19 protein-coding genes are annotated in these 23,617 nt (G+C 59.9%); 5 read left to right on the top strand and 14 right to left on the bottom strand.

Annotation, left to right across the window (positions count from 1 at the left end; genetic code table 11):
• Window positions 1–56: 56 nt before the first annotated feature.
• From RCAS_RS00860 to mtnA, 6 genes are all read right to left on the bottom strand, one after another.
• Window positions 57–920: a hypothetical protein gene (locus RCAS_RS00860; protein ID WP_011997701.1), complete on the bottom strand. Its 864-nt coding sequence runs from the start codon at window positions 918–920 to the stop codon at window positions 57–59.
• A 572-nt stretch (window positions 921–1,492) separates the two neighbouring features.
• A complete protein-coding gene (metK, locus tag RCAS_RS00855) occupies window positions 1,493–2,710 on the bottom strand; it encodes a methionine adenosyltransferase (protein WP_011997700.1) in 1,218 nt (405 codons plus the stop codon).
• 11 nt (window positions 2,711–2,721) lie between these two features.
• Window positions 2,722–3,984: an adenosylhomocysteinase gene (gene ahcY, locus RCAS_RS00850; RefSeq protein WP_011997699.1), complete on the bottom strand. Its 1,263-nt coding sequence runs from the start codon at window positions 3,982–3,984 to the stop codon at window positions 2,722–2,724.
• Window positions 3,985–4,126: 142 nt separating this feature from the next.
• Complete coding sequence (locus RCAS_RS00845; protein WP_011997698.1) at window positions 4,127–5,110, bottom strand: carbohydrate kinase family protein; 984 nt, start codon at window positions 5,108–5,110, stop codon at window positions 4,127–4,129.
• An 11-nt stretch (window positions 5,111–5,121) separates the two neighbouring features.
• On the bottom strand, window positions 5,122–6,162 hold the full coding sequence (locus RCAS_RS00840) for a uroporphyrinogen decarboxylase/cobalamine-independent methonine synthase family protein (RefSeq protein ID WP_011997697.1): 1,041 nt from the start codon (window positions 6,160–6,162) through the stop codon (window positions 5,122–5,124).
• A gap of 3 nt (window positions 6,163–6,165) precedes the next feature.
• The gene (gene mtnA, locus RCAS_RS00835) at window positions 6,166–7,230 is read right to left on the bottom strand and encodes an S-methyl-5-thioribose-1-phosphate isomerase (RefSeq protein ID WP_011997696.1); all 1,065 of its coding nucleotides are present in this window, start codon (window positions 7,228–7,230) and stop codon (window positions 6,166–6,168) included.
• A gap of 144 nt (window positions 7,231–7,374) precedes the next feature.
• On the opposite strand from mtnA, the gene RCAS_RS00830 reads away from it, so the two are divergent.
• Window positions 7,375–10,419: a GAF domain-containing protein gene (locus RCAS_RS00830; protein ID WP_011997695.1), complete on the top strand. Its 3,045-nt coding sequence runs from the start codon at window positions 7,375–7,377 to the stop codon at window positions 10,417–10,419.
• 9 nt (window positions 10,420–10,428) lie between these two features.
• Here RCAS_RS00830 and RCAS_RS00825 read toward each other — a convergent pair whose 3' ends face one another.
• From RCAS_RS00825 to RCAS_RS00800, 6 genes are all read right to left on the bottom strand, one after another.
• Entirely contained in the window at window positions 10,429–11,634 is a 1,206-nt protein-coding gene (locus tag RCAS_RS00825) for a flagellar hook assembly protein FlgD (RefSeq protein WP_011997694.1), read from the bottom strand.
• 115 nt (window positions 11,635–11,749) lie between these two features.
• Window positions 11,750–12,730 carry a lysylphosphatidylglycerol synthase transmembrane domain-containing protein gene (locus tag RCAS_RS00820; protein WP_011997693.1) on the bottom strand — a complete coding sequence of 327 codons (981 nt, stop codon included), beginning with the start codon at window positions 12,728–12,730 and terminating at the stop codon, window positions 11,750–11,752.
• Window positions 12,731–12,786: 56 nt separating this feature from the next.
• Window positions 12,787–13,191: a methylmalonyl-CoA epimerase gene (mce, locus tag RCAS_RS00815; protein WP_011997692.1), complete on the bottom strand. Its 405-nt coding sequence runs from the start codon at window positions 13,189–13,191 to the stop codon at window positions 12,787–12,789.
• A 188-nt stretch (window positions 13,192–13,379) separates the two neighbouring features.
• On the bottom strand, window positions 13,380–14,126 hold the full coding sequence (locus RCAS_RS00810) for an SDR family NAD(P)-dependent oxidoreductase (RefSeq protein WP_011997691.1): 747 nt from the start codon (window positions 14,124–14,126) through the stop codon (window positions 13,380–13,382).
• Between the two features lie 2 nt (window positions 14,127–14,128).
• Window positions 14,129–15,313, bottom strand: a complete 1,185-nt coding sequence (locus RCAS_RS00805; RefSeq protein WP_011997690.1) for an acyl-CoA dehydrogenase family protein — start codon at window positions 15,311–15,313, stop codon at window positions 14,129–14,131.
• 78 nt (window positions 15,314–15,391) lie between these two features.
• The gene (locus RCAS_RS00800) at window positions 15,392–15,580 is read right to left on the bottom strand and encodes a hypothetical protein (protein WP_041330113.1); all 189 of its coding nucleotides are present in this window, start codon (window positions 15,578–15,580) and stop codon (window positions 15,392–15,394) included.
• Window positions 15,581–15,749: 169 nt separating this feature from the next.
• Here RCAS_RS00800 and RCAS_RS00795 point away from each other — a divergent pair, with 169 nt between their 5' ends.
• Together RCAS_RS00795 and RCAS_RS00790 are read left to right on the top strand one after the other, a co-directional pair.
• A complete protein-coding gene (locus RCAS_RS00795) occupies window positions 15,750–16,538 on the top strand; it encodes a DUF4388 domain-containing protein (RefSeq protein ID WP_232280115.1) in 789 nt (262 codons plus the stop codon).
• 327 nt (window positions 16,539–16,865) lie between these two features.
• Window positions 16,866–18,737 carry a hypothetical protein gene (locus RCAS_RS00790; RefSeq protein WP_011997687.1) on the top strand — a complete coding sequence of 624 codons (1,872 nt, stop codon included), beginning with the start codon at window positions 16,866–16,868 and terminating at the stop codon, window positions 18,735–18,737.
• Between the two features lie 1,108 nt (window positions 18,738–19,845).
• On the opposite strand, the gene RCAS_RS00785 is transcribed toward RCAS_RS00790, so the two are convergent.
• Both RCAS_RS00785 and RCAS_RS23085 read right to left on the bottom strand, forming a co-directional pair.
• Window positions 19,846–20,376 carry a transposase gene (locus RCAS_RS00785; RefSeq protein WP_049768770.1) on the bottom strand — a complete coding sequence of 177 codons (531 nt, stop codon included), beginning with the start codon at window positions 20,374–20,376 and terminating at the stop codon, window positions 19,846–19,848.
• 2 nt (window positions 20,377–20,378) lie between these two features.
• Complete coding sequence (locus RCAS_RS23085; RefSeq protein WP_198135979.1) at window positions 20,379–20,801, bottom strand: IS630 transposase-related protein; 423 nt, start codon at window positions 20,799–20,801, stop codon at window positions 20,379–20,381.
• 547 nt (window positions 20,802–21,348) lie between these two features.
• Here RCAS_RS23085 and RCAS_RS00775 point away from each other — a divergent pair.
• Both RCAS_RS00775 and RCAS_RS23585 read left to right on the top strand, forming a co-directional pair.
• Window positions 21,349–22,713: a Kelch repeat-containing protein gene (locus tag RCAS_RS00775; protein ID WP_011997685.1), complete on the top strand. Its 1,365-nt coding sequence runs from the start codon at window positions 21,349–21,351 to the stop codon at window positions 22,711–22,713.
• Between the two features lie 18 nt (window positions 22,714–22,731).
• Window positions 22,732–23,598, top strand: a complete 867-nt coding sequence (locus RCAS_RS23585) for a class I SAM-dependent methyltransferase (protein WP_011997684.1) — start codon at window positions 22,732–22,734, stop codon at window positions 23,596–23,598.
• Window positions 23,599–23,617 lie beyond the last annotated feature (19 nt).

Raw genomic sequence — 23,617 nt, 5'->3', positions numbered from 1 at the left:
GTGCGCGAAGCGTGTTATCGAGTCGTCGCGCTGGCGGGCTATGCGCACAATGGCGTTCACACGTTCGGAACAAGGCGCTTGTTCGAGGGTGGTGAGGAGGGAATGTGCTGCGTGTACCGTCGCAGCGCGCCAATGATCAGGGTGGCGACATACTGCGGTTCGTCACAGTACACGAGCAGGTTCGTCGTTGCCGTGATGATCTGCACGGCGCGGTCGCTCTGCAACTGCACGTGACGAATGTCGTGCCAGCGCGTTGCGCTACCGCCGTGCGGCGACAGCACCATAACCCGTTTGCAGGTTACCGCCAGATAACCGACTCCTGAGTGGCGCGCGGCTGCGGTCGCTTCGATAAACGAAATCTCGCGGTAATCGTGGCACACTTCACCATCCGGCAGGTCGATCGGGGCTGCAAGAACCGGCAACCTGCCAGCCATCAATCGCGCATACGTGTGCTGCTGTTGCAGCAGACGCTGAAGACGCTCCTCGCGCTCCTTCGGGAGATGATATGCGCCAATCTGCTCTGTCAGTCGCCGGACGACATGCTCCTCACTCAGATAAGCGGCGCGCTCAACCAGCAGATGCTCAATCTTGCGCTCGACCAGATCGTAGAGCCGCGTCATTGGTTCCACATCCTCCGGCAGCCCAAGCCTCCGCCGCAGGCGCTGCAAGTTCTGCATTTCCTCCGGCGCGATGGCGCCATCATTCACGCTGCGCTGAATGACGCTCTGTAAAAATGTGGTTGCCTCCGGTGCGACGTGCGCCCGCGCGCGCGCCCAATCCAGCCCGACTTTCTGACACCACCGGTACAGCCGCTGCTGTCGATGCGGCGGATATGCGCCATCGGAGATCAGAAACAGAAAATTGGTGCGAAACGCATTCAGTAAACGTCTGGTGCGGTCAGGACGGTTGAAGAGTTGCATGGGCGCTCCTTACGACGTCTTATACCAATGACCTGTGACATCTGGCATGGTCACCCCGATTAGCGCGAGGGGTCGTGCGCGACCCGCTTAGATTCCTCGCTGCGCGCGGAATGACCAGTCGCTGCGCGCGGAATGACACGCATGCGGCATCTTCAATCGTCATTGGTATTACCTGCACATTGTACCGCAGGCTGAGGGTTTAAGGAAGCGGACGCGAGAGCGAGCACGGTCCTGAATTGATCGATCATCCGTCCGATGTCGCACGTCGCAGCGTATGGCAGGCACAACGCGCCTGCGCGGGCGAGACCGGACGGAGTGATCATATGCCCGTCCTGATGATCGCGTGAATCCCTGTCGGCTCGGCGCTTTTGCGCGATCATTCTGACGGTTCAGCGTGGAGCAATGCGGCGGATTGTCGTCGGACAATCCGTGCCCGAATTGTGACGTTGGGATTGGCGGCTCACGAGGTGACCAGGGGGTGGCGACACGCATCGAGGACATCGGCGCCGCCCCCGGCGTCAGTGCCGAAGGAACAATCACATCGGACGCAGCATCGTGCGCGCTCCTCTCGCCTACAGCCCCGCCGCGCGTCGCAGCGCCTCGGCGCGGTCGGTCTGTTCCCACGGCGCATCGATGTCGTCGCGCCCAAAGTGTCCGTAAGCGGCTGTCGGACGATAGATCGGTCGGCGCAGGCGCAAATCGCGGATAATCGCGCCAGGTCGCAGGTCGAAGTGTTCATCGATCAGCCTGACGATCGTTTCTTCGGGAACTTTATTGGTGCCGAAGCATTCGACGCTGATCGAGAGCGGACGGGCGACGCCAATCGCATAGGACACCTGAATCTCGAAGCGATCCGCCAGACCGGCAGCCACAACGTTCTTGGCAACCCAGCGACAGGCGTAGGCAGCGGAACGATCAACTTTCGTCGGGTCTTTGCCCGAAAAGGCGCCACCGCCGTGGCGCGCCATGCCGCCGTATGTATCCACGATGATTTTGCGTCCCGTCAGTCCGCTGTCGCCCATCGGACCGCCAATGACGAAGCGCCCGGTTGGATTGACGAAATACTTCGTTTTCTCATCGAGCAGGTCATTTGGAATAACTTCATGGATGACATGGTGAATGATGTCGTGGCGAATCTGTTCCTGGGTCACATCAGGAGCGTGCTGATTGCTGACCAGCACCGTATCGACGCGCACCGGGCGCCCATACGAATACTCGATGGTCACCTGGCTTTTGCCATCGGGACGCAGGTAGGGCAGCACGCCATCCTTGCGCAGCCGCGACAGGCGCCGACCAATCCGGTGCGCCAGCGCAATCGGCAATGGCATCAACTCTGGCGTCTCATTACAGGCGAATCCAAACATCATCCCCTGATCGCCCGCGCCGATGGTTGCGACTTCTTCCTCGGTCACCTGCCCATCACTGCGCACCTCCAGCGCCCGATTCACACCCTGCGCAATGTCCGGCGATTGCCCATGGATGGCAACCATCACGCCACAGGTATCGGCGTCGAAGCCATACGCAGCGTCGGTATAGCCGATATCCTTGATAGTCTTGCGAACAATCTCTTCGATAGGGATGTACCCCTGCTCATAGGTGACTTCACCGATGACAACGATCAGTCCAGTGGTCGTCGCGGTTTCACAGGCGACGCGCGCACGCGGATCATGCGACAGAAAAGCGTCGAGTACGGCATCCGACACCTGATCGCAGATTTTGTCCGGGTGCCCTTCGGTCACCGATTCTGAGGTGAAGAAGAGGCGTGGCGATTTCATGAAGGATGTTGACATACGTTCCTCGTTTACGTTCCTTCTTCCCAGGAAGCCAGGTATTTCGCCTGTTCAGGCGTGAGCGTATCGATCATGATACCCATCGACTTGAGTTTGAGCGACGCAATTTCGCGATCCACTTCTTTCGGCAGCGCATGCACGCCGTTCGGCAGTTTCCCTTTGTGGGTCAACAGATACTCGCTTGCCAGGGCTTGATTGGCGAACGACATATCCATAACGGCGCTGGGGTGCCCTTCGGCGCTTGCCAGATTGATCAGGCGCCCTTCACCGAGCAGGTTGATCCGGCGTCCATCCTTGAGGATGTACTGATCGACAAATGCGCGTGGTTGGCGCTTCTCAACCGACAGCGCTTCCAGATCGGGAATATTGATCTCGACGTTGAAATGCCCCGAGTTGGCGACAATGCACCCGTCTTTCATGACGGCGAAGTCTTCCGCATCGAGGACATTCTTGTTGCCGGTCGCCGTGACGACGAAATCGGCAACCTTCACGGCTTCACGCATCGGCATGACGCGGTAGCCATCCATCGCGGCTTCCAGTGCCCGGATTGGATTGACTTCCGTCACAATGACATTCGCGCCCATGCCCCGTGCGCGTTCGGCAATGCCGCGTGAGCAGTAGCCATAGCCGCCGACCACAAAGGTTTTTCCGGCAAGTAGCACATTCGTAGCGCGCAGAATGCCATCGAGCGTGCTCTGCCCGGTGCCGTAACGATTATCGAACAGATGCTTGGTATCGCTATCGTTGACGGCGATGACCGGAAACTTCAGCACGCCATCGGCTGCCATCGCCTTGAGGCGGATGACGCCGGTTGTCGTTTCCTCGGTGCTGCCCAGCATCGCGGGGATTAAGTCAGGACGCTGTTTGAGTACGCCGGTCACCAGGTCGGCGCCGTCGTCCATCGTGATGTGCGGATTGTGGTCGAGTGCGGCGGTGATATGTTGGTAATACGTTTCGTGGTCTTCGCCCTTGATAGCGTAGACCGGGATTTCGTCGTGCACGACGAGCGAAGCGGCGACATCGTCCTGCGTGGAGAGCGGATTGGACGCGCAGAGCACCACGTCGGCGCCGCCGGCGGCGAGCGTTCGCATCAGATTGGCAGTTTCTGCCGTCACGTGGAGGCAGGCAGACAGACGCACGCCCTTGAGTGGACGCTCGCTGGCAAAGCGCTCACGAATCTGGCGCAGCACCGGCATTTCGGCTTCAGCCCAATCGATCCGGCGGCGACCATACTCTGCCAGGCTGGCATCCTTAATATCGAAATTCTTCCCCATGATGCGTTGGTTCTCCTGTGTTCATCGTGTGCAATCACTCTGCGCAGCCAGCGGATCGCCCGCTGGCGACGCATCTTTTGCCATTCTACCCATGGAGGATGACATCCCTATGACCGGATCTCACCCAAGAATGAGCATTCTATTACCGTAGCGACGATACTGTGCTGCCCTGCGTCAATTCTGGCGCGCGCCCGAAGACGCGCTCGTACCGCGCCGCGAACTCATCCGGCGTGTAGGAATGCTCCTGACACCCGCGACGCTCGATGGCATATGATGCAGCCAGTGCAGCCACACGCCCCGCAACCGGCAGCGGCATCCCGCGCGCCAGACCGAACACGAGTCCGCCAAGGTAGGCATCGCCGGCGCCGGTCGGATCGACCACTCGCTCAACCGGCGCCGGCGGCACATCGTAGACCTCATGGCACCGCTGATCATAAATCGTCGACCCATGTTCCCCGCGGGTCACGACGGTCACAGGCGCTGCCTGCAACAGTGCTTCAACGGATCGTCCGGTTGCCTGCGCCATCATTGCAAACTCATAGTCATTTCCAACCAGCACCGTTGCGCCGTGCAAGCCAGCCAGAATCTGCTCACCGCTCAGGCGTGGCGTCTGTTTGCCGGGGTCGAAAACGAACATCGCGCCCATGCGGCGACACTCATCCGCATGACGCACCATTGCCTCCGGGTCGGTTGGCGAGATGATCACCATATCATCGGGTCCCAGGTTCAACTGCTCAAGCGACAGATGACGCGAATAACTCGCTGCACCCGGATAGAAGGCCACGATCTGATTGTTATTGCGATCCGTGTTGATAAAGCACGACGCGGTAAAATCTTCGGCCACCTCGACAATGCCGCTTGTATCGATGCCCTGACGCTCCATCCAGGCGCGATACTCGCCGAAATCCTGTCCTGCGCTTGCCAGCACCAGTGGGCGCTCTCCAAGCAACGCCAGTGTGTAGGCAATATTCCCCGCCACCCCACCGCGCATGCGGCGCATGGTATCGACCAGAAAGCTGACGGTCAACTTATGAAGCATCTCTGGCACGATATGATCCTGAAATGATCCGGGAAACACCATGATATAGTCGTAGGCAAGCGAGCCGGTGACAATGATACGACGCATACGCACACCTGTCAGATCAATGCATATTCCTCACGAATCCGCTGGGAAACGCCAGCAAGCAGATACAAGGCCCGTTCGGCGCTGGCGCTATCGAGATAGCCAAGCGACTGCGCCGGCGATATAACCATCTGTTGCAGCATGCGATCGCGGGCGACGCCCTGTGATGTGAAATCATCCAATAATGAGGCAAATTCCTCGAAGAGCGAATCAACCGACACCGACGCCAGGCGGTTGGCATCGGAAGGAATGATCCCAATACCGACCATGCCGCCGCGTTCGAGGAACGCGCTCAATTCATCGCACCCCGAGGCGCACAGGCGTCGGTACACGGCGCTTTCGGCGATCAACAACTCGACCGATGTGTGCATCAGGTGATTAAGATCGACGTTGCCGCGTGTGTACAGCGCCCGACAACCGCTAATCCCTGCCAGCACATCGTCGATCTGCCCGGCGACACGATCCCAATCGTGCGGAAAGAACGGCGACGCCACCGCTTCAAGCAGCGGTTCATCGATGCACATGATGGTGGCCGGGGCGATCTCGCTCAACCGCAACTCCTGCCATGCCACGCGCAACCGTAGCATGTGCGCGATCGCATCGAACAGCATATCATCATAGATCAACGGTTGCTCATGTTCATCGGTCATTTGCAGCGCCACGCTGATCGGTCCCAGAATCTGCCCCTTGACTGCGCGGAGATCACGACCTCCGCCAATGCGCACTATTTCAGCGAGACCGGCGGCGTCATCGGCGCTGAGCGCCGCGTAGTCGATCGTGTGTTCGAGGTACGCGAGCAACAGCGCGTCGAGCCGACGTTCCGCTTCACGACGATCAACGTACACCCGAAACGCCGCAGCATCAACCACCAGACCAGGAAAGCCGATGATGCTCTGCACCAGACACTGTTCACGAAAACTTCGCTGCGGCAACTGCGGCCAGGCAAGCAGCGTTCCTGCATACCGGCGCGCGACATCGAGCGCCTGTACAGCGCTGCGATACGGCAGGGCGCCAAGCGACAACGGCAGGCATGCTGGATAGAAGGGCAGCGGCATAAGTCACTCTGATCCTGCCACCACCCGCCGTAATGGTTCCTCGAACGGCGGGTAGATCACACCGCACTCGGTGATAATGGCCGTCACCAGATGCGATGGCGTGACATCAAATGCCGGATGTGCTGCAACCGCTCCTTCCGGCGCAATCCGCCGACCAAAGCAGGTCGTCACCTCATCAGGGCTGCGTTCTTCGATCGGGATCGCTTCTCCGTTCGGAAGTGACAGATCAATCGTCGATGATGGCGCCGCTACATAAAATGGGATGCCATGAGCGCGCGCCAGCACTGCCAGGCTATAGGTGCCGATTTTGTTGGCGACATCGCCATTGGCAACGATACGGTCGGCCCCGACAATGACACAATCGATCGCGCCGCGCTGCATAAAGTGCCCTGCCATGGTATCGGTGATCAGGGTCATTGGGATACGCTCCTGGAGCAATTCCCATGCGGTCAACCGCGCGCCCTGGAGGAATGGGCGGGTTTCATCGACATACACGTGGATCGGGCGACCCTGTTCGTGGGCCATGCGGATCGGCGCGAGCGCTGTGCCGTAACCGGCGGTGGCAAGCCCGCCAGCGTTGCAGTGCGTCAGGACGTGACCGCGTGGCGGGATCAGGGCGACACCGTGACGCCCAATAGCATAGCACATTGCCAGGTCTTCCGCCAGGATGGCGTGCGCTTCTTCGAGCGCCGCCCGCGCCAGCGTGTTGGGCGCTGCGGGGATCAGGCGTCGGACCTTCTCCTGCACACGCCGGGTCGCCCAGCTGAGGTTTACCGCCGTTGGGCGCTGCGCATCGAGGATCGTCTTCGCCGCCGCCAACTGGTCGTAGACCTGCTGATGGTCGCCGTCGGTCGCCGTGCTCGCAGCGTGGTGTGCGGCAAGCGCCATGCCATACGCCGCAGCGCAGCCAATGGCGGGTGCGCCGCGGATCTGCATCGTGCGAATGGCACGGGCGACCTCTTCGACTGTTGTGCAGCGCACAACGCTTGTTTCGTTCGGCAACAATCGCTGGTCAATCAGGCACACCTGACCCGCTTCCCACCAGACTGTGCGAAATGCGCTGCTCATGATTCGGAACCAGACAATGTTTTGACTACAGGATGTGAGTATAGCACGCATACGAACCATGTGCAAAAGCGATGTTGTCTTTGCTCAAAGCGGCGCTCTTTGGTAAAATGACGGTAAAGATGAAGGACTTCGACAAAGCCCGGTATGGAACGCACGCCTGCACTCGATATCAATAGTGTTGACATCATGCACCGCCTCAGCTCCGATCTGTCGCTGGCAACCAGCCTCAATGCAGGCGTCACATGTGTTGTCACTGCGATCGAGCGCGTCTTCGCGCCACGCGATTGCCAGGTTGTGGCGCTGATGGCGGGTGAGCCGAGTTTGCTGCATAGCGTTGGCGCCGTGCGGTTGCCCGATGAACAGTGCCTGACTGCGTTGCGCGCCGGGGAAGTCGTCGTGCCAGGACAGGACCAGAGCCTGATTTTTGCTCCGCTGCGCGCGCGACGCACCCTGATAGGCTGGGTATGCCTGATCGATCCCGTCTGGTCGCCCGATCTGGCGCCGCTGCTGGAACTGATTGCCGCACAGGCAGGTCCTGCACTGGCGTTGTTGGGTAACTTTGGGCGGCGGGATGATCAGGCAGCGCAGTTGCAAACATTGAATGAGATCGGACAATTACTCGGCGGTGCGTTTGATCGAACCCAACTGTTTGCTGTCATCCACACGGCGGTCCAGCGCATCGTCGAAGCGCCAACCTTCTTGATTGCGTTATACGATGGGTACACCGGGGAATTGGAGCCAGTCTACCTGATGCACGACGGGCAACGACGTCCTCCCGGAGAACGATGGTCGATCAACGTTGGGCTTGCCGGGGTGGTCATCAGGGAACGAAAGCCGTTGTGTGTCAGCAACTATGCGGAAGCGTGCGCGCAGCGCGGCATTCAGCCACGGATGATCGAGGGCCGCATATTGGGTCCAGCCTGGCTTGGTGTGCCGCTCATTGCCGATGAGCGTTTGATTGGCGTCATTGTGCTGGCAAGCTCGCGCGAAGGGTATGTATATCGCCAGGAACACGTCAATCTGCTCATGACCATTGCGACGCACGCGGCTGTCGCGCTCGACCGCGCCCAACTCCATGAACGCACCGAGCGCCAGGCGCAGCAGTTGATGGTGCTGAACCGCATCGGGCGCATCATTACGTCATCTATCGATCCGCAACAGGTGCCGGGTATTATCCTGCGTCAGGTGACGGAGTTGCTGAACGTGGAGGAGAGTTCACTGCTGCTCACCGACGAGGCTACGGGCGAAATGGTGTTCGCCTATACGACCGGGCAGGTCGGGCAACGAATCTTAGGTCAACGCCTGCCGCGTGGCGTTGGCATCGCCGGGTATGTTATTACGACCGGGCAATCGGTGATCGTCAACGATGTGCAGTCCGATACGCGCTTCTACCGTTCGCTGGACCTTTCGACCGGATTTACAACCCGCGCCTTACTGGCGGTGCCGCTGCGCGGCGTTGGGGGGGTGGAAGGAGTCATCGAGGTGATCAACCGACGCGATCGGCGTCCGTTCACCCTCGAAGATCAACAACTCCTCGAAGCGTTGGCGGATTATGCCGTCATCGCGCTGGAAAACGCGCGCCAGTTTCAGAAAATCGATCAGGCGCTGGCGCGACGCGCACAGGAACTGGCGCGTACCAACGAGCAACTTGAACAGAACCTCCGCAGCCTGACGGCGCTCAATGCGTTCGGCATGGCGATCAACACGACGCTGCGCAGTCCGCACGAAATCTTAAGCATGACGGCGCGCGGGATCGCAGAAATGACCGGTGCGCTTGGTGCGATGGTGCTGCTGCCGGAAGACCAAGGAGTTCGGTCTGTCGTGTCGATTGGGCTGCGCATCGCAATGGATGAGCGTTTGCTGAAGGCGGTGCATCACGTCATGACTATCGGTCGTCCTGAAACGCTGGCGCCCGATCCGGACGCTCCGATGCGTTCGCCTCGCTGCACGATCTTTATCGTGCCGCTGCGCGCCACGCAACGCACGCTTGGGTGTGTGTGCGTTGCCTATGCGAATGCCCCGCCGGAGCCGTCTGATCAGGAAACGGTCGTCTTGTTTGCATCGCAGGCGGCAGTCGCTATCGAAAGCATTGATCTCTTCGTGGCGGTGCGCACGGCGCGCGATCAGATGGCGTCGATCCTGGCATCGACGCGTGAAGGCATTCTGTTGATCAGCGCCGATGGCACGGTCGCTATTGCCAATGCGGCGCTCTCCGAGTTGACGGCGCTCGATGCCGGTCGATTCCAGGGTATGCCGATCGATGCATTTCTGGCGCGCTGGTTCGAGTCCGCAGCCTATGCAACCGAAGAGTGCGCGGCATTGCAGCGCGCGATCGACGATGCGTTGAGTGGCGCCGCTCAATTCATTGCCGGCGAACTGAGCGGAAGCGCCGGCAGGTTCCTCTATCTGGAATGGTCGGTGCTCCGGGCGCAGAGCAGCGGCGATAGTCATGGCGGTGTGCTGCTCGTTGTGCGGGACATCACTGCGGCGCGCGAGGCGGATCGTATGCGGCAGGATTTGATGCATATGATTGTTCACGACCTGCGCAGCCCGCTTTCCAGTGTGATGGCGTCGCTTGAGTTGATGATGCGTGGTGTGCCAGGCGCGTTAAGTGATCAGCAATTGCATGTGTTGCAGATCGCCAATACCAGCGCGACGAGCATGCTGGAGATGATCAACACCCTGCTCGACATCAGTCGCCTCGAAGCCGGACGTATGCCGATCGAACGCTGTCGCGGAGATATTCGAAGCATTATCGTCGATGCAGTGCGACGCTTGTCGTCGCTGGCGCTGGATCGCGCCATCTCGGTTGAGATCGGGGTCGATAGCGACATCCCACACATCTATGCCGATGTCGGGCTTGTGGGGCGCGTGCTTCAAAATCTGGTCAGTAATGCGATCAAGTTCAGCAATCGTGGCGGACTGGTGCGGGTGCAGGCTGCTGTGCGTCCAGAGGATGGGCAGGAGAAAGTTCTTGTGACTGTCAGCGATCAGGGGGTGGGCATTGCGCCTGGTGATCGCGAGCGGATCTTCGCTAAGTTCAGCCAGGTCGGTGAGCGGCGCGGCGGCACCGGGTTGGGGCTGGCTTTCTGCAAACAGGCAATCGAAGCGCACGGCGAGCGCATCTGGGTCGAGAGCGAACTCGGGCGCGGTTCGACATTCTTTTTCACGCTCCCGCTTGCGTCCTGAAATCGATGATCAAAACCCGACCTTGATGATGGTGCGACCGGTGCGATCCTGGAAAAACCCTACGCCGTCCTGGATCAATCCGACATAAAATCCCATCTTCGTCTCTGGTTGACGAATCCGTATACGCCCGACGATCTCCGCTTCTTCACCTGGCATCAGCAGGTCTTCCTCAAAGGGAACACGCCACTGCTCTGGCGGTCGCGGCGAAATTGCCCAGCGGTAAGGGTAGCGTTTGGCAGCGCCGCCGCTGTTGGCGTCCCAATCGACGCCAATTCGCCAGAACCCACCGGATCGCGCAACATATGCGCCATCTGCGATTGACGAAAAGACCTGATCGGTGTCGTACTCGTACCCCGATGGCGGTCCATAGGTGCGGATCGGCACGATGCCGGTGTTGCGGACACGCACGGTGACGGTGATCACCTCGCCAAGCATCACCGACTGCGGCGCCATGTAACTATAGGTGATGAGCGCTTCTGGCTGCCCGCCGCCTTCAATCGTGATCGACCGGCGCTGTTCGACCAGGTTGCCAAACCGATCCTGTGCCCGGATGATCAGGGTGTACACGCCATCGGGAAGCAGAGCGCCGTCAACGGTGCGCCCATTCCAGACATGCTTCTGCAACGCGGGTTCTTCTTCGGCAGCCGTGACGAACGGAAATGTCGCACCATCCTGCGCTGCTACCACGATGTCTACCGTCGCTGTTGTTGGCAATTGATAAGTGATCTCAGCCACATCATCAATTGCGTCGGCATTGGGCGAAATCGTGTCAGGATAAATAACCAGGTTTTCGATCAGCGGCAACGGCGCGTCCTGCCCAATGATGGTCAGTGGTTGCTCCGCCGTCTGACGCGCTCCATCGTCGCCGACCGCCTCGACAACAACTTTATAGGCGCCGCCGGGGAGCATCCGCCGTAGCAGCGCCGGATCGTCAGTCGGCGCCGTGCCATCGAAGCGCAGCGCATACGGTTCGGTGGAGGGAGCGCGCGGTTCGTCACGACGAAGCGTATAGCGCGTTCCGCCGTCATCGACCAGCGCCACCGTCACTCGCGCCGGGCGACCAATGGCATACGTAATCGTCACCGTCTCGCCAGCCCCCGTCGGGCGTAGTTCGTTTGCCGACAGTGTCACATCGCCAAGGAGCGGACGCGCGGCGCACGACGAGAGGAGCAACAGCACGATGAGTGTGAGAAGGAGCGTGATGATCCGTTTCATTGAGGAGAACCGAGAACTGAGAACTGAGAACTGAGAACCGAGAACTGAGAACCGAGAACTGAGAACCCAATCCCTAACCCCTAACCCCTGACCCCTAACCCCTAACCCCTGACCTCTAACCCCTGACCCCTAACCCCTCCTGCGCTGCTGCGCCATATCGGCGGTTGAACAGTGCCAGGGCGACAATCCCCAGGCTCACGCCAAACCAGAGGGTACAGAAACGAACAATAATCGTTGCTGTGGTTGCAGGACCGGCAGCCATCGGTACGAGCAGCACCAGCAATCCGGTGCTCGACGCTTCCGACACCCCCAGCCCGCCGGGCAGAAGTGATACCAGACCAAAGAGCGTCGATGCCGCAAAGACGAAGGTTGCCTTCAGCAGTAAGTCTTCGCCATGAACCCCAAGCCCAACCAGTACATAGTACATGGCGGCGCATTCACCAAACCACGAGACCACGCTGATGATGGTAGAAACGAACAGCAATCGCCACGAAAGCAGTCGCTGGCTGCTCTCGTAGGCGGTTGCCACACGTGGCGCCGCTTTACCGGCGAATGGCAGGCGCGCAAGGAGCGCCAGCACGCGACGCATGAATGACCGAGACTGAACCAGCAGCAATCCGGCGACTGTCAGCACAAGCAGTGCCACGAACGCAGGACGTGCCGGCGGGTAGAGGGTCAACCCGGCCCCCATCAGCAGAAGCATCGCCAGCCCATCAGTAATGCGCTCCGCCAGCACAATTGGCGCAGACGCAGAAATTGGCGTGCCGTTGATCCGCTTCAGCAGCGCCGATTTCAACACCTCACCAACCTTAGCAGGCGTCACTGCCATCACCATGCCGCCGGTAAAAAGCAGGACGCTATCGTAATGCCCGACGCCGTTCCCCATCTCCATGCGACGCAGGTAGTAATCCCACTTCAGCCAGCGTAGCGCATAGTTGAACAGAGTCAGCCCCAGCACCATCGGCAGCGCCGACCAATCGAAACCGCTGAAACTGGCAGCCACCTCGCGGATGTCGCTGATTAACCCCAGCGCAATTGCCACGAACAGCCCCAGGACGAGTGAGATGAGGATACTGCGACGAAGATGCTCAGGCACAGGCGTTCCGTTCACGCACCGATCCGCTGTACACCTTGAGGGACCATGTCGTCGTGTCAATGGCGATGCTGCACCAGTTCGACCAGCACGCCCTGGCAACTCTTGGGATGAAGGAAGGCGACCAGCGTATCGTGCAGACCAGGGCGCGGCGTTTCGTCGATCAGTTGAACGCCGCGCGCCTTGATCTCTGCCAGAGCAGCGACGATATCGTTCACTCTGTAGGCGATGTGGTGCATGCCGGGACCACGTTCGTTCAAATATTTCGCAAACGCCGCTTCATCCGATGTTGGCGCAATCAGTTCGAGCAGCATATCGCCCATGCGCGTTGCCGCAACTTCCATGTGGCGCTCCGGCATTGGGATACGTTCCCACTCACCGATCCCGAACGTCTGGCTGTAGAAAGCGATAGCGCTGTCGATGTCGCGCACGGCGAAACCGATATGATCGACCTTCTCAAACATACGTCCCTCCCTCATCTCAGGCAATCCACAACAGCGCCAGTGTAGCATCTGTTGCACAGAGCGTCAATCAAAGACATCAGCGTCTGACTGTCATGCTCTTCCTGGGAGCGCAGGCGTGATAGGCGGCGCCTGCGGCGAACGCGCAACCTGTGCGGCGGACACGCAGCCCCGCCTGCCAGGGCACGGGCTCAGCGCATGTCCCTTCCGCCATTGACATCGAGAGTCGCGCCGGTGACAAAACTGGCCGCCGGGCTGGCAAGGAAGACAATACAGCGCGCGATTTCGTCCGGTTCGGCGTAGCGTTGCAGCGCAAGTTTTGTCTGCGCATAATCGGGGGCAAGGTTGGCGACGGTGTCGCGCCCCATAGGTGTAAGCGCAATGCCAGGCGCAACGCAGTTAACCCGCACCCGTGGTGCAAGCGCCCGCGCTGCGCTCTTCGTCAGGTTCACCAGTCCGGCCTTTGCCGCTGCATAGTGCGCATGGTGCGGCGCGCCGGTCGCAGCAGCGACGCTCGCCACTGTCACCACCGCAGCGCCGTCGCGCAAGAACGGGATCGCCGCGTGCAGCGTGTAGAATGCGCCATTCAAGTTGATACCGACGACGGTATTCCATTCTTCCGGTGCAATGTTGGGAAACGGGGTGACAGCATTGTATCCGGCGCACAGGACCAGCACATCAAACCCGCGCGTTTGTGCGCTGACGGTGCGAATGGCAGTCTGGACCGCAGCAGCATCGGCAATGTCGAAGCGGCAAAGCCAGGCGCGCCGTCCGGCAGCCTCGACTGCTGCCATTGTTCGCCGCGCGCCAGCCTCGTCATGCCCAAAAGCAATCACGACATCAGCGCCCTCTTCCGCCAGCAGGCGCGCTGTCGCTGCACCGATGCCGCTCGATGCGCCGGTCACCAGTGCTATTCGATCACGTAAGCCAAGGTCCACGATTACATTCCCAGCGCATGTTTGCCGATCAACTCCAGTGCAGCATCATCGTTCGGCGGATGCGTCAGACCGGCGCGCGCGTCACGAAAATAGCGTTCGAGCGGCAGCGCGCGCGTCAGCGCAAATCCGCCTGCAATCCGCAGCGCCTGATCGGTGGCGTCGCAGGCGGCATTTGTGCAGAGATACTTCGCCATTGCAATCTGCGCCGTCATTGCGCTGCGCTCTGCCGGGCGCGCAACCCAGGCGCGCGCCGTCTGGTGCAACACGCTGCGGGCAGCGCTCAACGCGGTCTGCATCACGCCAATGCGGTGCTGAATGTTCGGCAGCGTGGCGATGGGTCGCCCAAGCGCAGTTGGGGTGCGTTCGCGCGCATACGCGCAAACAGTGTCACACGCCGCCTGCCCGATGCCCAAATACACCGCCGAGAGGGTCAACGCAAACCACGCCATCTGCGTTGGTGCGCCGGGGCGTGGCGGCGCGCCAATCGGTGTGCGCTCCACCAGACGTTCCGCCGGAACGAACACATCATCGAGCGCAAGATCGTAACTCGCGCTCGACCGCAGACTCAACGAGTCGCTCCAGGAGTCCTCCAGGCGGATGCCCGGTGAACCGGCTTCGACCAGAAAACTGCCGATGGACCCCTGTGGCGTCTCGGCGTCCGGCGGCAGCGTTGCGCTGACCAGAAACCAGCGCAGCGCCGGCGCCATACTCACAAACAGTTTCCGCCCACTGATGCGCCAGCCGCCTTCGGAGGGCACGGCGCGCGTTGCCGGTGCGCCGCCGCGCGAGGGACTGCCCAAGTCCGCCTCGGTCGCCGCCGAATTGATCAGCGCGCCTTCTTCGACCACCGCGCGACAGATCATAGCAACCATTGGCTCAGTCCACGACGGTGTTTCCGCCAGTCGCCCGATCAGGTGGATTGTCATATCGACTGCCATCGCCGTTGCGCCGCAGCCACGAGCAAGGCGTTCCTGCGCCAGCGTCATTTCAAACAGATCGGCGCCCTCGCCACCGTATCGCTGCGGCACGACCAGTCGCAGGTACCCGGAGTCGCGCAGATCGGCCAGATTGGCGAACGGGAACCCTCCTTCGCGGTCATACCGGTCCGCACGATCGGCAAAGCGCGACGAAAGTTCTTCCGCCAGCGCAACAATGCGATGCTGGCGATCGGTCAGTTCAGGAAACATATCAATCCATCGATATGAGCGACGCGAACAGCGCGGTTCCCGTCGTACAGCGAAGGTCCAATGTCATGATAATCGAACCTACGGCTTCCCGCCGAATGCGCGATGCACCAGGTAATCGATGACCAAAAACAGTATCACGCCGCTCAAGAGCAGCACCCACCAGGGAACCTGAACCCAGATGACAATCCAGACGCGCCCAAGGATCACCCAGAGAATCCCAAGGAAGATAGCCGCTGTGATAATCGAGGCGATGCGTTGTTTGAGCATGGCATATATTCCTTGTGCTTGTAACGGTTCCACCACCATCTACGCGCGCCTGTCGCACAGGTTTCCCGCGATTGTGCTGCTGGCGTGGAGCGTTCTCCATCGTCGATGCACGCACGTCGTACACGGCATACGCTATAATAACGGGAGCAATCGTGAACATGCAAGTTGTGTGCGTTCCTTCAAACACAATACCATTGGGCGGAGACGTACTGTGCAACTCGAAGGGTCTCTCAGCCAGTTTCCGCTGCGCGAACTGATTGAAATGGCAGTCTACAGTTCGGTCAGCGGTGTGCTGGAAGTACAGGTTGGCGACGACGTTGGTCGTATCTTCTTCCGCGATGGTCTGCCGCAACATGCCGAACTGTCGGGATTGCAAGGCGTCGATGCTATTGGACGCATGTTCGCCGAGCGCGATGCTTCCTTTCGCTTTTCCGCCGATGGTGCGCCGGTCACGCCAACACTCTGGATGGACCCATGGGAAATCATCGAGTTGGCGGAGCATCAGGCGCAGACCTGGGCGTTGGTGCGTCCCTACGTGCCGGCGCTGAGCGCCATTCCCACATTGCGGATGCCTCTCCAGCGCGCGCAATCACTGGTCGGCGAAGATATTGCTCCGCTGCTGACGCTGATCGACGGGCAGCGGTCGATCCCCGACATTGCGCGCGATCTGTCGGTCACGCTGATCGATGTGTATGTGGGTATCGCTTCACTGGTCCAACAGCAAATTGTGGTCCTTGCTTCACCGTCGCCGTCACCGACTGCTCCACCGCCTGAGCCGAATTCTGACACCGGAGAAAAACGCGACGGTTTTTTCGAGCGCCTGCTTGCCCGCGCCCTGGAAGAAGAGCGACGCAAATCCGAGCCGCGCATCTCGGAGCCGCGCATCTCGGAGCCGCGCCAATCCGAACCACGCCAGTCCGAGCCACGGCGGTCAGGAGGGCGTTCTTCAAGGGAATAATACCAATTCCCTGTGAACATCCGGCATGGTCACCCCGGGCAGCGCGAGGGGTCGTGCGCGCCCCGCGCAGATTCCTCGCTGCGCTCGGAATGACAAGTCGCTGCGCTCGGAATGACAAGTATGCGGCATCTTCAATCGTCATTGGTATAATACCAATTCCCTGTGACCATCCGGCATGGTCACCCCGAGCAGCGCGAGGGGTCGTGCGCGACCCGCTCAGATTCCTCGCTGCGTTTACCCTGAGCGAAGCGAAGGGCTCGGAATGACACGCATGCGGCATCTTCAATCGTCATTGGTACAAGAGCTAGATACTCCTATGAGGAGATTGTGAATTCCCTCATCGGTACTGTTTTTCTCGTTCTTGTGGTCCTGGTCCTTCCTGGTCTGGTTCTGATCCTGCGAATGGCGCCAACCGCCGGAGAGACCGCCCTCGAACGCTTGACGCTGGCAATTGGAGCAAGCCTGAGTTTCATCCCGCTTCTCTACCTCTGGCTTACGTGGGCGGGCATTGCAGTACGTCCGCCGATGGTGCATCTTGGGTTGGTTGTCTTCCTGGTCACTGCTCTCATCTCACTGCATCGTATCCCCATAACGGTGCTACTGCTCGCGCTCGACGGCAGCATCTGGCATCTGCTTATCGCCGGCGCTTCGGTGCTGACCTTCTGGCTTCGCTTCGAGCAGATTCGCGATCTTGTATTGCCGGTCTGGGTCGACTCCGTTCACCACGCGCTGCTGATACGTGTAAGCATCGAGCAGGGCGCCGCGCCGCTCTCGCTCCGACCGTACCTGCCGGTCGACGGGTTGACCTACCACTGGGGGTACCACGTATTTGTGGCGACGCTGGCGCAGGCTGGAGGCATCTATGCGCCGGAAGCCTTACCGCAATTAATGATCTGGAGCGGTCAGGTGATAAGCGCACTGATGGTTCCCGCGTATGCTGCGCTGGCACTGCGACTCTGGCAGCGTCCAATTGCCGGCGCAGCCGCCGGTCTGGTCGTTGGTCTGGCATCGGTTATGCCGGCATACTATGTGAGTTGGGGGCGATACACGCTGCTGACCGGCATGCTCGTGCTGCCTGCCGCGCTGCTGGCGCTGGACGCGGTTCGTCGCCATCCTGGACCACGATCAACCGCGCTCCTGGCGCTCTTGCTGGCAGGACTCAGTCTGGTGCATTTCGTTGTCTTCGCACTGACGCTGGCGGCGTGCGCGACGTTGCTGGTGATCACGACAGACCACACATCCTGGCGACGCATCGCCATATGGTTAGGCATTGCGCTGACCGGCGCGCTGACGATCACGGCTCCCTGGATCGTTCTGATGGCGAGTCGCATACTGCCGGGAACCGGCAGTTCTGCCATGCACATCGCCGGCAATGCCGGATATAACGCACTGCCGCTGGAGTTGCTCTGGGCGGGGACGAACCGGATACTGCTCGCTCTCGGCGGCACAGGGGCGCTCCTGAGCCTCTGGCAGCGCCGCCGCGCCGCCGCCTGGCTGATCATCTGGTGCGCGGCTGCGGTTCTGCTGGCGAATCCGGTGGTTATCGGGCTGCCGTATCTCTCGTTCATCACCAACGAAATGCTGACCATAACGATGTTTGCGCCGCTGGCGCTCCTGATCGCTGGCGGGGCGGCAGCCATCGATGCATGGACGTCGCCGTCCGGTTGGCGCTGTGGTGTCTGGCGTCTGAGCACCGTTGCGCTGGCGGTCGCCGTGATGCTGTGGGGAACGAACCAATGGCGCACCATCGTTCGCCCCGACACCGTGCTTGCCGGACCGATGGACCTGGTAGCGATCGAGTGGGCAGCGCGCGCCACGCCGCCCGACGCCCGTTTTGTGGTGGGAACTGCTGGCTGGCTCTACGACGTTGATCGCGGCGCCGACGGCGGATGGTGGCTGCTGCCGCTGGCGGGGAGGCAGGTCAGCACGCCGCCGGTCATCTACAACTACGGTGCGCCGGATGATGTCGCCATCATTAAGCGCGACACATCGTGGCTGCGCGACCATGGCGCAGCTGCGAGCGCAGAAGAACTTGCTGCCTTTATGCGCGAGCGGGGCTATGGATACGTCTACGTCAGCGAGCGTCCTGGCGCGTTGCGCGCTGAAGCATTGCGGAACACCTCACTCTTTGAGTGTGTCTATGACAAAGGTGGCGTGGCGATCTTTCGCCTGCGAGTGCCAGGGACGAGGGACGAGTGACCCGACGATGGCGTCGCGCGAGATTTATCGCGCATTGGTGGAAAGACGTCGCGCGAGATTCATCTCGCATCTGTGGAAAGGCCCGACCATACCGTGGCGCGAGATTTATCTCGCATTTGTAGAAAGGCGTCGCGCGAGATTATGAAGATCAAGAATTCAATCCGGTCAACCTGCGCCGACAGGCTGCGCATTCGCGCACTGCGGGCTAAAGCCCTCGCTGAGTTCGTGAAAGCCCCTGCGGGGCTTCCAGGTCCTGAGCAAGGGCTTTAGCCCGCAGCTCAGAGAATGAGCGATTCGGCAGAGCGGCGCTGCGGGCTGAAGCCCGCGCTGCGTTCGTGAAAGCCCTTGCGGGGCTTCCAGGTCCTGAGCAAGGGCTTTAGCCCGCAGCTCAGAGAACGTGCGGCTCAGCCGCACGGGTCGGGCTGAAGCCCCGATTGAGATCCCACAAGCCCCTTGCGGGGCTTCCAGGTCTTAAGCGCGGGCGTGAGCCTGCAGCTCAGAGAATGAGCGATTCGGCAGAGCGGCGCTGCGGGCTGAAGCCCGCGCTGCGTTCGTGAAAGCCCCTGCGGGGCTTCCAGGTCTCAAGCAAGGGCTTTAGCCCGTAGCTCAGCGAACGTGCGGCTCAGCCGCACGGGTCGGGCTGAAGCCCTCGCTGCGTTCGTGAAAGCCCCTGCGGGGCTTCCATGTCCTGAGCAAGGGCTTTAGCCCGCAGCTCAGAGAGCGTGCGGCTCAGCCGCACGGGTCGGGCTGAAGCCCTCGCTGCGTTCGTGAAAGCCCCTGCGGGGCTTCCATGTCCTGAGCAAGGGCTTTAGCCCGCAGCTCAGAGAGCGTGCGGCTCAGCCGCACGGGTCGGGCTGAAGCCCCGACTGAGATCCCACAAGCCCCTCCGGGGCTTCCAGGTCTCAAGCAAGGGCTGATGAAGATCAAGAATTCAATCCGGTCAACCTGCGCCGCCAGGTTGCGCATTCGCGGCACTGCGGGCTAAAGCCCTTGCTGAGTTCGTGAAAGCCCCTGCGCGCGGGCGTGAGCCCGCAGCTCAGAGAATGAGCGACTCGGCAGACAGGTATACCAGATTCATTATCTTAATTCTCATCAGCCCTCGCTATAGCTAAGTGCAAAACCATTGATCCAAATTTGGTGGAAATCGGTAGCCACAATGGCGAACGAATGCCTGTGCTTCGGCGGCAGTCACCGCCGACAAGGCGGCGGCGATGGCGGCTTCCAACGCTTCGGTTGTTCGGGCGGCCGCACGCCGCAGCAGCGCTTTGATCTTCGCGATCTCCAACTCGATTGGCGAGTAGTCGGGCGAATAGGCGGGCAGAAACCGCAACGTGCAGCCACGGGCCGCCACGATGGCATGCGCCTGCGGACTCTTGTGCGCGCTGTGGTTATTCGCCAACACAATCTGCCCCGGCCGGAGCGTTGGTGCCAAAACGTGCTCCAAATAGGCGGTGAACGCTGCACGATCAACCCCGCTCGCCAACACCAGTGCCGGTCCCATCCTGGTTGGCGTCAGCGCGGCAATCGTCGTCGTGTTGATAGGCGTGTTGTGGGGAATGGCGCTGGTCGCACGTTCCCCCACCGGTGCCCACGCATGGGTGCGTTCCAGATCAGGGTTGCTGCCAAACTCATCCAACACGATCAAGTCGTTGGCGTCCCAGTCGCCTTGCCGGAGTGCAAACGCCGCACGTTCCCAGGGGTCGCGCTCGCTGGCAACGGTCGACTTTTTTTGCGTGACAGGCCCAGGCGGTGCAGGGCGCGTCCGAGGGTCTGGCGACTGATGCGCCTGCCGGTATCGGCCGCCCACTGCGCGGCATGTTCGTCGAGCGTCGCATCGGGGGTGATCTGCACCTGGACGCGCAACTGCTGTTCCTGCGTTGGGGTAATCCGGCGCGGACGTCCCGTGGGGCGTTTTGGGGCGAGGTCGTCGGCCGCACGAGCACGCAGCCAGCGTTTGATACTGCCCAGACTCACCTGGAAGAGCCGCACGGCCTCCGAACGGGACATCCCACCATCGAGCGCCGCCAGGACGCGGATACGGAGATCGATTGAAAATGCTTTCATGCGGTGAGTATACCATGGATCAATATTTCTGCACTCAGCTATAATATAAGAAAGGCCGTCATACAACTCCCAACGCAGCGTAACGAAGACCGGCACATGATTGCGACACATGTGAGGAATCGATCATCATATGAACACGAAGCATCGGCTATAATAATGAAGAAATGGGCAATGAGAGACAGAGGGATGGGTTTTTGAGTGCATCTTTGTGGTTCACCGCTGACGCGAGGCATCAGGATGCGAGTTCAGAATGCCGGCACAGGCGCGGCGCGGCGTTTCAATGCCCATGTCTCTCGCACTGCGGGAGCGGGGGCAGGGAGGAGGGCAAACAAGCATGTCGAGACGCCAGTCTGGGCGCGGTTCGGCAGGCTCACCGCAAGAGACAGCGTCGTGTCCTCGGAAGAACGCGACACCTGCATAGGGGCAACCCCCCTGTCTGTCTCCTGCGGGCGCCCTGACGCCGCTCACGCCTGAAAACGCCACACATGCAAGGATCATGGCTCACTGTGGAATTTGCAGTACCAGAGCAAGATATTGAACCAACCCTATGTCGAATGACACCCTGCCACAACTGAGCGAGCGCGAGCGCGAAATCCTGCGCCTGGTCGCCACCGGCGCCACCAATCAGCAGATCGCAGCACAATTGAACATCAGCGCCAATACGGTCAAGGTGCATTTGCGCAATATCTTCGGCAAGATCGGCGTCGCATCGCGGACCGAGGCGACCATGTATGCGGTGCGGAGTGGCATTGTTGAAATCGCTTCAGTGTCATCAGGCAGCACCGCCGTGCTGTCCGATTCAACAACGTCGGCGATTGACGCTTTATCAGACCGCGACGCAGGTGCATCGGCATCAGTAGTAACCCGTGCTGTGTTGCGTCCATCACGATCACGATGGTTGCTCTATACCGGTATTGCAGGGGGAGTAATCCTGGCGTTTGCAATTATCTTCGGGTTGCTCGTCATGTCACAGGGAGGCAATTCTCTAACTGCACAGCCAACCGTCGTTCCCACACCACAGACATTCATCTCATCACCTTCACCAGTCTGGACTCTCCATCCTGCGCTGCCCTACGCGCAGCGAGCGTCTGCGGCAGTTTCCTTCGAGGGGCGGATTTTCGTTATTGGCGGCACAACCGACGGCGGCGTGACCGGCAGCGTCTGGCGCTATGATCCATCATCACAGATATGGGCGCCACTCAATGCCAAGCCGACGCCGGTGCGGGATGCTGGCGCCGTCGTGCTGAACGGCAAAATCTACGTTCCTGGCGGTCGCCTGGCAGACGGGAACATTACCGACAAACTGGAAGTCTTCGATCCGGCGCTTGGGGCGTGGTCCGAACGGCGTTCGCTGCCTGCACCCCGAAGCGCTTATGCACTTGCAGCAGTTGATGGTCGCCTCTACCTGTTTGGTGGTTGGGATGGCTCGAAGATCTGCGATGACGTTTTTGCCTACGATCCTGTCAGCGACACGTGGGAGCGTCGTCCATCGATGCCGACGGCGCGCGCCTATGCGGGTGCGTCGGTCGTTGATGGCAATATCTACGTTATTGGCGGCGAAGACCAGAGTGGCGCATTGACCGTCAACGAACAATATGCGCCATCAAAGGAAGGGGACGCTGCGTGGTCGCAACGTGCAGCGCTGCCTGAGGCGCGGAGCCGCTTTGGTTCCGCAGCGCTCTCGAACCTGATCTTCGTTTTGGGAGGCGTCCCAGAAGATAGCCCGTTGTACTACGATGTCCGCAACGATGGGTGGAGAGCATTTGCCGTCTCGCAAACGCCGCTAGGCGAGCAACCCGCCGTCGCAGTGCGTGATGCATCGTTGTTTGTCGTGAGCAGTAGTCGCAACCAGAGCAACAGTCCAATGCAGGAGTTGCGTATGCTCTACACAGTGGTTTTGCCAGCACAGTAGCCGTGTTCTGCTCGATGTATGAACCTTGTTCAGTTTATTAACCAGATACTCGGTCTATTTGGTGTAAAAATCATCTCTACCATACCAGAGAAGCGTGAATCTCAGCGTCTGGACGAATTACGGCGACGTAACCACTGGTCGACGGCAAAATACACTGCTGGCCTGGATCTGGATGAAACACGATTTCTCTGGTTTCTCGATCATGTTTGTGTGCCGTACCGGGATGATTTTAATCTTCTATTATGCGATGCTGCAAAAATCTGCCATGGATATCGAATCGATAATATCTGGTTTGGTCCAATTGATAGCTGCGTACTCTACGGGATTATTCGCCATTTTCGTCCAAATCACATTATTGAGGTTGGTAGCGGTTTTTCGACGCATCTGATGCGTTGTGCTATTGTCGATGGCAACCTACCCACCAGGATCATCAGTATCGATCCAGAACCTCGGGTTGATATTCATCAAGTCGCCGACACAATTCTTGCTCGGAGAGTAGAAGAACTCGATGTTCATAATATCGTCGATCAATTGAATACAGGCGATATTTTATTCATCGACTCAAGCCATACAATTGTCAGCGGTGGCGATGCTCCTTTTCTCTTTCTTGAAGTTCTTCCGAACCTGCGACCTGGTGTGTTGATTCACGTTCATGATACATTCTTCCCTTATGATTATCCAGAAGAGTGGATTTGCACCCTTCGCAGAGGATGGAACGAACAATACCTCGTTCATGCGTTTCTGGCATTCAATACCACCTTTCGCATCCTCTGGTCAGGATCATATATGTGGGACAGGCAGCGCGAAGCGTTGATCGCTGCTCTGCCACATAGCGCGAACGCAAAGGGCGCCGGGAGTTTATGGTTGCAGCGCATTGATTCGTAAGCGTTAAGGATAACGACCT

The organism is Roseiflexus castenholzii DSM 13941 (assembly GCF_000017805.1).
Lineage (GTDB): Bacteria > Chloroflexota > Chloroflexia > Chloroflexales > Roseiflexaceae > Roseiflexus > Roseiflexus castenholzii.
Note: the sequence above shows the minus strand (reverse complement) of the source record. Positions and strands in the feature narration are given on the sequence as shown.

Excerpts from the sequence above, each read along its gene's own strand:
- RCAS_RS00860 (WP_011997701.1), bottom strand. The coding sequence starts at position 920 with ATGCAACTCTTCAACCGTCCTGACCGCACCAGACGTTTACTGAATGCG.
- metK (WP_011997700.1), bottom strand. The coding sequence starts at position 2,710 with ATGTCAACATCCTTCATGAAATCGCCACGCCTCTTCTTCACCTCAGAA.
- ahcY (WP_011997699.1), bottom strand. The coding sequence starts at position 3,984 with ATGGGGAAGAATTTCGATATTAAGGATGCCAGCCTGGCAGAGTATGGT.
- RCAS_RS00845 (WP_011997698.1), bottom strand. The coding sequence starts at position 5,110 with ATGCGTCGTATCATTGTCACCGGCTCGCTTGCCTACGACTATATCATG.
- RCAS_RS00840 (WP_011997697.1), bottom strand. The coding sequence starts at position 6,162 with ATGCCGCTGCCCTTCTATCCAGCATGCCTGCCGTTGTCGCTTGGCGCC.
- mtnA (WP_011997696.1), bottom strand. The coding sequence starts at position 7,230 with ATGAGCAGCGCATTTCGCACAGTCTGGTGGGAAGCGGGTCAGGTGTGC.
- RCAS_RS00830 (WP_011997695.1), top strand. The coding sequence starts at position 7,375 with ATGGAACGCACGCCTGCACTCGATATCAATAGTGTTGACATCATGCAC.
- RCAS_RS00825 (WP_011997694.1), bottom strand. The coding sequence starts at position 11,634 with ATGAAACGGATCATCACGCTCCTTCTCACACTCATCGTGCTGTTGCTC.
- mce (WP_011997692.1), bottom strand. The coding sequence starts at position 13,191 with ATGTTTGAGAAGGTCGATCATATCGGTTTCGCCGTGCGCGACATCGAC.
- RCAS_RS00805 (WP_011997690.1), bottom strand. The coding sequence starts at position 15,313 with ATGTTTCCTGAACTGACCGATCGCCAGCATCGCATTGTTGCGCTGGCG.
- RCAS_RS00800 (WP_041330113.1), bottom strand. The coding sequence starts at position 15,580 with ATGCTCAAACAACGCATCGCCTCGATTATCACAGCGGCTATCTTCCTT.
- RCAS_RS23085 (WP_198135979.1), bottom strand. The coding sequence starts at position 20,801 with ATGAAAGCATTTTCAATCGATCTCCGTATCCGCGTCCTGGCGGCGCTC.
- RCAS_RS00775 (WP_011997685.1), top strand. The coding sequence starts at position 21,349 with ATGTCGAATGACACCCTGCCACAACTGAGCGAGCGCGAGCGCGAAATC.
- RCAS_RS23585 (WP_011997684.1), top strand. The coding sequence starts at position 22,732 with ATGAACCTTGTTCAGTTTATTAACCAGATACTCGGTCTATTTGGTGTA.